Origin of the sequence: Snodgrassella sp. ESL0304, assembly GCF_013344995.1 — a bacterium.
Taxonomy (GTDB): Bacteria; Pseudomonadota; Gammaproteobacteria; order Burkholderiales; family Neisseriaceae; genus Snodgrassella; species Snodgrassella alvi.
Map to the genome: position 1 here is coordinate 114,369 of NZ_JAAEDR010000015.1, position 10,032 is coordinate 124,400.

General features: G+C 38.0%; 7 protein-coding genes. 2 read left to right on the forward strand and 5 right to left on the reverse strand.

Annotation, left to right across the window (positions count from 1 at the left end):
- Window positions 1-750: a bifunctional 2-polyprenyl-6-hydroxyphenol methylase/3-demethylubiquinol 3-O-methyltransferase UbiG gene (gene ubiG, locus GYX91_RS08960; protein WP_110414587.1), complete on the forward strand. Its 750-nt coding sequence runs from the start codon at window positions 1-3 to the stop codon at window positions 748-750.
- A gap of 75 nt (window positions 751-825) precedes the next feature.
- Here ubiG and GYX91_RS08965 read toward each other — a convergent pair whose 3' ends face one another.
- The 3 genes from GYX91_RS08965 to GYX91_RS08975 are packed head-to-tail and all read right to left on the reverse strand — an operon-like array spanning window position 826 to window position 3,200.
- Window positions 826-1,263, reverse strand: a complete 438-nt coding sequence (locus GYX91_RS08965; protein ID WP_174830633.1) for an SCP2 domain-containing protein — start codon at window positions 1,261-1,263, stop codon at window positions 826-828.
- The gene (locus GYX91_RS08970) at window positions 1,250-2,173 is read right to left on the reverse strand and encodes a U32 family peptidase (protein ID WP_084551766.1); all 924 of its coding nucleotides are present in this window, start codon (window positions 2,171-2,173) and stop codon (window positions 1,250-1,252) included. Before GYX91_RS08970 ends, GYX91_RS08965 begins: the two co-directional genes overlap by 14 nt.
- A 16-nt stretch (window positions 2,174-2,189) precedes the next feature.
- Window positions 2,190-3,200, reverse strand: a complete 1,011-nt coding sequence (locus GYX91_RS08975) for a peptidase U32 family protein (protein ID WP_174830634.1) — start codon at window positions 3,198-3,200, stop codon at window positions 2,190-2,192.
- Between the two features lie 339 nt (window positions 3,201-3,539).
- Between GYX91_RS08975 and GYX91_RS08980 the strand changes: the two genes are divergently transcribed.
- Window positions 3,540-4,052: a ClbS/DfsB family four-helix bundle protein gene (locus GYX91_RS08980; RefSeq protein WP_025331471.1), complete on the forward strand. Its 513-nt coding sequence runs from the start codon at window positions 3,540-3,542 to the stop codon at window positions 4,050-4,052.
- A gap of 126 nt (window positions 4,053-4,178) precedes the next feature.
- Here GYX91_RS08980 and GYX91_RS08985 read toward each other — a convergent pair whose 3' ends face one another.
- A complete protein-coding gene (locus GYX91_RS08985; protein ID WP_174830635.1) occupies window positions 4,179-8,846 on the reverse strand; it encodes an ATP-binding protein in 4,668 nt (1,555 codons plus the stop codon).
- 1,006 nt (window positions 8,847-9,852) lie between these two features.
- A complete protein-coding gene (locus tag GYX91_RS08990; RefSeq protein ID WP_158500020.1) occupies window positions 9,853-10,029 on the reverse strand; it encodes a hypothetical protein in 177 nt (58 codons plus the stop codon).
- Window positions 10,030-10,032 lie beyond the last annotated feature (3 nt).

A 10,032-nucleotide genomic window follows, 5' to 3' on the forward strand; every position in this document is an offset into this window, starting at 1 on the left:
ATGAATACTCCAGTAGAGCAACAAACCAGTCTGCCGGCCACACCCGCCAACGTCGATGCCGGCGAAATCGACAAATTCAGCCAGCTGGCACATAAGTGGTGGGATAAAGAGAGCGAGTTTAAACCTCTGCATGACATTAATCCCTTGCGGCTCAGTTTTATTGATAGTTATGCCCGGCTGGCCGGTAAAGATGTACTGGATGTAGGCTGTGGCGGCGGAATTCTGAGTGAAGCCATGGCAAAAGCCGGTGCCAGTAGCGTTACTGGTATCGATTTAGCCAAAAAATCCCTGAAAATCGCCCAGTTACACGCTATGCAGGAACATGTCGGCAACGTAAGCTACCGTATGGTCAGTGTAGAAGATTTAGCCGCAGAAATGCCGGCCGGCTTCGGAGCAGTTATCTGTATGGAGATGCTGGAACATGTACCCGATCCGGGCAGTGTAGTGCATGCTTGCGCACAATTAGTCCAACCTGGCGGCGTAGTTTGTTTTTCCACTATCAACCGCAATATCAAATCATATATGCAAGCCATCATTGCAGCAGAATACATCTTGCAACTGATGCCGCACGGCACCCATGATCATCGCAAATTCATCACGCCGGCAGAACTGGCACGCCTGTGTCGTCAGGCTGGTCTGGAATGGCTGGGTAGCAGTGGCTTTACCTACAACCCGTTAACCAGACGCTATCACCTTACCGACAGTCTGGATGTCAATTACATGATTGCCTGCCGCCGTCCTTTAGATTAATAACAGCCTGTTTAAAAAGCCGGTATCATAACCAGATACCGGCTACTGTAACTGTTCCTGAATCACCGCCTGTAGCTACTGCCCTACCAGTGACTTCATAACAGGAACAGTCGACCAGTCAATACTGTCGAGCAGATTTTTTACCACCAATCCCAGCTCTGTATCACCCTCGATTTTCAGCCGGCGATTGAAAAACAGCGTGTCCGGATCTTCCTGCCGCAACAGCATCTTCATAAAATCGGCGGTATTGGCACTCAGACACAAATCCACCACACCAGCGGTACCAGCAGCCATAAACCGCTCGTTACTCGCACTGAAACATAAATCCAGCCCCAAATCCGATACCACAATCCGGAAATGACGTCCGGCCAGCAAAGACATATCTGCCAGTAATATCTCTCTTCTGAGTAACTGATTTAAGGTATTAACCAATACCCATGCCGGTGGTTTTGCCGGCAGTACTGAAATTATCTTTTTCAAAAATACTGGCATTACTTTATCAGGCACATGCATGTATCATCCCTTCGCATTGATTAATTCCGGCTTTACCATGCCAGTAACCATCCACCAGTACATTACCTGCATGCATTTTGAGCTCAGATAAAGCAGAAGTTGCCTTTTTTGCTCCGTCCAGAACCTGCTGATGCAATTCAATCACTTCCGCCATATACTCTTTTTGCGGAGAAATTCTTAAATATCTCACACCAATAGCCATCAGCTGCTGATAACTGGCGAGTAAAGAATGATAGCCGGCAGACATTGTCTGAATCCCGTTAATAGTCAGAAAAGCCTGTTTTTCGCGTGTATTCAGCAGCAGACCATCAGCATGTTCCAGACATTTAAATTCACAACTGTCTTTTTTTAGATTGTAATGCCGTGCGGTAAAACAGCGTGAAGAATAAGCCAACGGCAATTTTCCCCAGCCAAATACCTCACAGGTCATATCCGGCACTGCCGCAATCATCTTGGCCAGCCGGTCTGCGCCCAGCTCAACCGGAGCAATCCAGCGATAAGCCCCCAGCGACTGCATCAATGTCAGCGTCTGCTCGTTATAAATATTCAGTGCCTGTCCCGCAACAAAAGGAATTCCCTTTGCATGCAGCAACCTCACCGCAGCAAGATCATTAGCCTCTACCTGAAAATCAGCTTGTTCTGTCAGTTTACGCAACCGCTTTAAATCAGATTCACTCTCCAGCAGCACCTGTGAAGATAAAATCACCTCATGCCCGCTGGTAGCCACATCATGAGCCAAATCAATCCAGTCGGCTACTTTCAGCTCCTGCCGGCGGGAACATACCGTCTCACCCATATAAACCGTTTTTAGTGGCTGCTCAGCCATCTGCCGGTAAAAATCCACAATCTGCTGCTTATGCCAGAAAAACAGAATCGGCCCTAACGATAAAGCCAGTTTACCCTGTTGCATCATCTACATTCCTTTATCATTTCCACGGCCGGTTATAAGCACCCAGCGTTACCTGCTGGCCTTCTGAGACTTTGGCCAGTGCCTGCTGCCACAACGGATTAACACTAAACTGTTCCGGACTTTGTATTGCCATATCCAGAGCCTGCCGTAATACCTTAGTGACCTGAGCTGTATAGGCCGGACTGCGCTGCCTGCCTTCCACCTTAATCGCCGCCACACCGATTTCCAGCAATTGCGGCAAAATTTCTATAACATTCAGACTGGTTGGTTCTTCCAGCGCATAATACGTTTCCTGATTTACCTGAAACCGCCCTTTGCATAAAGTCGGATAACCGGCCGGCTCATCCACACCATACCGGTCAATCAGAATATTATTCAGCCGCGCATCCATTCCGTTGTTATGCTGCTCCCAGCGAACATATTTTGCCGGTGAACACACACCGAAAGTATTAGGCGACTCTCCCGTCACATAACTTGAAAGCAGACAGCGTCCCTCTACCATCACACACAAACTGCCAAACCCAAACACCTCAATTTCTACAGAAGTATGTTTAATTACCTGTTCCACCTGAGGTAAAGTCAGCACCCGCGGCAATACCACCCGTTTGATACCGAACAGCTCCTGAGCCAGATTAATCGCCTCATAATTCGTAGCCGACCCCTGTACCGACATATGCAATGCCAGCTGAGGATGTGTTTTTCGCGCATAAGCCAGCATCCCCAGATCAGCCAGAATAACCGCATCCACGCCTAGCTCAGCCGCTGTATCCACAGCCTGCTGCCATTTCAGTACATCGCCGGCCTGTGCATAAGTATTAATTGCCATCAGCACCTTACGTCCGTACCGATGTGCATAAGCAATTCCCTCAGCGGCTGACTTATAGTCAAAATTCAGACCGGCAAAATTACGTGCATTAGTTGCATCCTTCAGCCCCATATAAACCGTATCCGCTCCATGGTCTACTGCCATTTTCAGCGCCGGTAAATTACCTGCCGGGCACACCAGTTCAGGTATTTTCCTACTCATCTGTTTTCACCAACCCCATAAATAAAAACATCAATCAGCAGGTATCAATACCTGCACAAATGCAGGATTAAAACATCTAATACAATCGAATTTATTGACAATAAACAAGCAAAAATTAAATCAAAATATTTTTAATATTTATTTAACCAATAGATACATAAATAAATAAAAAGTTTAATAAAAATAACAGTGAACATAAGAATGATTGTCTAAATAAGCTGGCTTTTGCCGTAGTTTTATTTTCCGAATCACCATAGCGCTTCCATTTATCTGCCACAAAATATGTTATGCTGTACCGCATAGTTCATATAGTTAATGTCTGAAGGTAGGGAGAACCAAATGGCAATACCAGAATCTAAACAGGAACTAATTGAAGCAATTAATAAAAACTATACACTACTGACCAAAAAGCTGGCTGCTGTACCTGAACAGAAAGCCTATCTGCCTCTAATGGAAGGCCATGCTAAAGGTACAATGATGAGCGCTGCACAGCTTGTGTCTTATTTAATTGGCTGGGGAGAACTGGTACTGTCATGGCATAAACAGGAACAGTCAGGGCAGAAAATTGCCTTTCCGGAAGCAGGATATAAATGGAATCAACTGGGATTACTGGCACAGAAATTCTATCGTGATTATCAGGACATCACCGACTTCAAACAGCTACTCTCTCTTCTGGAGACCAACAAAAAGAATCTGATTTCACTTATTGATAGCTTTAGTAATGAAGAGCTGTATGGCTCACCCTGGCATGAAAAATACACACGCGGACGCATGATTCAGTTTAATACCTCCTCCCCTTATAAAAATGCCACAGGACGATTGAATAAATTGTTGAAACAGATCAAAGAATAAATTAATTATTAGCAATAATCTGGTCACGATAGCCAGATAACACCTGAATATGATTCAGACATAATTATTGCCTTATTATTAATTACAACTTAATTTTTGACCTTTTATTAAATAATCATTCCGCATTTAAACCAGTACATTATTATCCAGACTTTTTGTTATTTTTAACGCAGTATTAGATCTCATTTTAAATAATTTGTCATATATATCCAGACATATATTCATTGTTTCTTTATCCTCATCCTCTATTGCTTCATCATAAATTCTCTGAATGGGGGATATCAAATTAGACTCATCCTGCCAAGAATCCCAAATATCTTCACTCTGATAACGACGATTAATATTTTCCACTAAAATTAATAATAGAGGGCATAAATCAGTTAATTTTGCAGGGTAATTATTTATAGTCCAGCATAATTCATTTATGCAATAAATCGCTGCCCGGGAATTAACAAAAATACTGAATAATTTCTGAAAATTTGATTTTGTCCAATAATTTTTACTGGTGATACAACGACCTAATTTTCTGACTATCTCAATATTTTCATCATTTAGCAACCTTTCATAAGCAAATTCTATTTTCTCTATCTTATCTGTATATTTATCATTTACCAGAATTTGTATAATAAAATCGGTACAACCATTTTTTAAAACATCATCTCCATTCAATACTTGCTGCAACTCGTCTGTAAACAAATTACCAAAAAACCATCTGGCATGTATCTGTTTAGCAGCCAGCATTCTAACTTCGGACTTATCGGAATTAAGCATATTTAATACCAGTTCGATATATAAATATTCATAAGATCCTCCAAACCCGGAATTAAAAAAATAATTTGCTTCTGGAGAACAAGAAAAAATAATATTTTTCTGACATAAAATAAAGAAATTTTTATGTGCGTAATCTTCATTATAATTCAGAATGGATAGCAAAAGAGCTGTAGAACTGCTTTGTACTGCCGGATGTTCATCATTGATAGCCGCCTGGATTAAGTCCAGATTAGCCAATGCAAATTCTTTATTTTTTCTGAATATTTTTGCTAATGCATGATAAGCATTGCCTCGGACACAATTAAAGGAATTTATGTGAAGTTCCTCAATATTTACAGAATCAGCACATTTATTCTGACCTGAAGTATATACTGATAATGTATTAGGTTTTGGATCTGGAGAAAATTTTGCCAGATTACATAATATATCAATTAATGATTTTGAAATATTATCCTCTCTATTGGCTAACATGCTAACCAAACTTAATTCAGACACATGATTATAAAAATGTAAAATAATCTTTTCTAATAGCTCCACCGGACAGGGCTGCCATTCTGCCTGAAAATCTTTAGCTATCTTATTTCTATCAGTCTCTGCCAAGCCAAAAAATAAAGCATCAATAAACTCTTTATGAATAGTTACAGGTAAAGTCAGGGCAAATCTGGCAAATCGAGATGGCTGATTGCGTACATTAGTTTCAAAATCACAAGCAAGTTTTTGAATTTTTGATTTAGCTATTATAAATTTTTCATTTCTCTGTTTTTCTTTATCAGAATTTAGTCTAAGCGCTGGTGCTAATATTAATTTATGCCAGTTTTTATCAGACAAACAATTTCCTTTGGGTAATGGGGAAGTGAACCAGCTACTATGACCAAATACTATACCGTTATAATTTTCATTTTTATAAAACCCAAATTTTCGCTGCAATACAGCTATTAATTCACATGTATCAGGCTTGAGACGTTTACGGTCCAATTTCGGCAGCAAAAAATATTGCGCATGTCCCCAATAGTGTTCAAAAATTCCATTCTTTCTGTTTGCCAATTGCGATTTAATATACTCAATATCCTTTAATGGCGGTATATAGTAAATAGTATGTTCCAATTGCTTAAATAATTCCTCTGAACAATGAGGAGAAAATTTTTCAATCAGCTTCCCAGCCAAAGCCCATTCGGATTCAATCCAAAAATTACCACAACTTAATCTTTGTTGAGGTTCTTTTAATAACCAGCTAATCACCATATCTGCATATTTAGCTGGAAGATTGAATAACTGATTAGCTATTATGTGTATAAAAATAAAATTAGTGTGATTTAGGTAAGGCTTAATCAGTTTAATAAGCTCTTCTGGTCTGTCTTGCAACTGGCCGCCAGATACCTCTATCATTTTCAGTATAGTTAGTTGTAGACTGGTTTTGTTCTCTAAAACGCATTGAAATTTATCAATCCATTGATTAAAAATAGCTTTTTCTGAATTAGACGGCAAAATATTGTTTATATATTTCAAAAGAAATTTTAACACAACTTGCGGTATTAACATGACCATTTGAATTACATTATCATCATTTTCTGACCAATAGCACTTAGACATGAAAGGTTTCATTATGTATTCGGTGTCAAAAGGATCTGATATTCCGGATAACTCCTGCTGATGCTGAGCCAGTATGATGCTAATTATATCCAGAGCTCGTTGTGGATATTTTTTTGCAAGATTGTTCCAGTTTATCGAATATGACTGATATCCTGATTTTATTATTTTTTTTCTTAAATCAAACAATATATCAGCATCATTTTCTATATCTCTGGGTAATAAATTATATATTTTGGCATCAAGTGAATCAGACAAACCAACCAAAGGAGTAATTTCTTTTACCACTAATTCAGGTATTATATTTACTACTGAAAATAATAAATTTATTGTTGAATCTACCAATACTTGATCTGTATTTTGTAACCATCCGGCAATATATCCGGCCTCAATCAGATATCTGACAATATAGCTATTACCGAAGCTGGCATTCTGCAAAAATTGCATTAAGAATTCAGGCTCAGTAATAATTTTATCAATCAGTTTACGTGCTGGTTTTTTAAGTTCCTGAATGTCTTTAATACAGTACAAAACAAGATGCTTTAAATGAAACCTGATATCATCAGTAAATAAAATAGCGTTTACACAATTACAGAAAGATTCTTGGTTCATTTGCAGCAACAGATTCATAGCATATTTCAGCTGTTCCCGTTTCATTAATGTCTGCTCTCCTCTGCTTCCTATAGCATCTAATAAATTCTCAACAGAAATTATTGCCGCCTCATACAGACTAAAACCGATCTGATAATCAAATAATACCTGATGCCGGAAACTTATCTGCTCATTCTGTTTGTTCAGTAATCCAACTGATATCAATGCATTAAGCTGGTCTTGCTTTTCTACTGGTATTAAAAATTCTGATACAGTTAACCGGCAGCTTTTCATCATTAGTTGAGAAATTGAATCTGCAAGTGCATGAGCCGCTGAACTACTAATACTACAGCGCTCCACCTCTTTCATACGATCTTTGACAAATTTTTTTATCAGCTCCAGTTTATTATTTAATTTTGTTACCGAATTATGATTATTACAGGCAATGGATAAATAAAATCCCAGCCATAACGGTATTCGCAAAATACGCTTTTTTTCTGATGGCAGGTCAGAATAATTTTCATAAGGTGCCACTAAATCATTTACGGTATTCTCATCCAATTCTGCCAGATTTATTTTCCTGCATTCATTATCTAAGCTTTTTATCCAGCTGGATAATGCGACATCTTCATTAATGTCAAATGTTCGTGCTGCCAGTACTACACTGATATTTTTATTTTCTTTTCTTAAATAAATGATCTGTTTAATAAATTGACGACAGATTTCCAGTGCCTGACTTGAATGCATCGCAGTCCAGCGAATGGCATCTAACTGATCAAGGATAAAAACAACTTTTTGGGCAGTAGCATATTTACTCAGACAATAAACCGGTGAAGCAAGAAAACCAAGAGATATTCCATATTGATTGAGATTTCTTGCTGGAGTTCTTCTATCCAGACGAATCGGCACTGAAATAATTTCCTGCTGTTGCAAATATTCATGCAGTTGCAGTAATAAAAAACTTTTGCCGTAACCGGCCTCAGCAGTAAGTAATGTGACAGCATTGCTTTGTATTGAATCAGATAATTGCTGTACTTCATTTTTTCTGTTAATCAGATTAGCAACCGGTGAGGAACAAATCGAATTATTAAATTCTTCAGACAAATTATCAATCGCTGTCTTTATGCGTGTATCCGAAGGCATTACTCTGCGGTTAAATCCGCTTTTTTCTAAATCTCCCTGTAAAAGAAAGGGAGTTATTTGATTACGCAATTTATCTTTATCAACCGGATAAATTTTTAAAAACCTTAATATATCTGCTGCATCATCAGAATATAACTGAGAAATTCTGGATTTCAGCAACTCCTCAGATGTTTTTGTATCATTAAATTGTTCAATTTTAAATTTTTGCAAAAAATTAATTACACGGGATACATCTTTCAGGCAGGTGATATCCAGATTCAGATAATTGCAAAGGTCTTCAAAAATTTTTTTACGTTTCTGGCTGACATTTATTTGCCATTTCAGAAAATCCTCTGGATTCCCATTGCTGTTTAACGCACTATCACTCAGATCACTGATGATTTTACAGCTTAAAGGAGAAACCAGATAAAATTTATTATTTCGCTCTATCTGAAACCATGCATTAGATAAAATTTTAGAACTACGTAACTGAGCCAGTGTCCAAGACTCATTATTTCCATTACTTCTTTTGCATTGATGATATTCAGTTGTGCCGTCTATGTTATTAATAAGGATATCCACCCCTTGCCCATCAGGACCTAACGGCTCAACGACAACACTTATAATTTGTTCTTCCAGTAAACGAATCAGCTGATAGGCTACCCAATTAGCTTCATAACAATTACCGAATTTATCTGCATACCCACCACTTTCTGCTGCCATCTTATTTTCTCTGAAATAATGATATCTACTAATAATATGATTTGCATTTCATAATAAATCTCTTATTCAAGAATAACATTTAATATAAAACGCCAACTTTTTACGTTTAATCTATATATGTACAAGATCACTTTATTTCAACGAAAAATAAGCCCTGTATTCAGCTTTCAGTACCATTACCATAAAAATTAAATACACGACTGATATATCAAACTATCAATACTTACATTATTAATTTTTACCTTTTGTTTTGAACTCAGACCCCAATTGTTGCTGTTGCATTGAAGAGTAAGTTGCATATGTAGGTATTCCGCGTTTTTTTATTACTGCTCTCTCTGCATATTCACTATTCTGCAAGTTTATTACACGGCAATCGCTCAGACATACACTGATACCGACAAATATAAGTAAACAGATTTTAGCGATTCATTTCTGCCTAAGTTGCTTTTCTTCAAATGCAAAATAGTGTTTGCCATTGATTTCATGAATCAGTATCTGCATGGTTCTGATTATTTTTTGCGTTATCCGGCCGGAGATAACTTCTAAAACAGAATTATTAACAGCAACATACAAATTACCGTAGGCTGATTACAGATTTTATTCTGCTACATTTCTAAAGACGTTTCTTAGTCACGGTAAATATCTGGATTAGAAGCTACTACTGTATTCCCATATATAGTTTTGTGGAAATCCCAGATACGGATCACTTTACTATAATTACAGACCGGAGCTGCTACTCCTGTACCGAGGCTTTCTGTAACAGACTGCACGCATTATCTTTTTGCTAAATTTCTAGCATACTTTTTTGAATCCTTCAGTATTCTTAAATTCATTATGGTTATGCGAGGCATCATTACTGTCTTTTTTCTCAGCCTCGCATCTGTTCATTGATATCCTTTCAATAATCATGCTCAGTTAGTTTATCGGAAATGTTTTTTAATTACAAAATCCGGATAGCCTTTCCTTATTTGTACAATTTTTCAGAATTTTTTTACATATCAGCAAATTATAAACCATGCTGACGTGGTGTAACTCGATTTTCTGTCATATCACGATACAGAATTTTTAAATCCAGATTATCGCTCCTTAAATCTCTTACACCACAGATCACATCAGATTCCTGTTGTTGTACATTGGTATGACCAATAGCATCTATCTTCTGATAGCCCCGGAAACATAACAAATT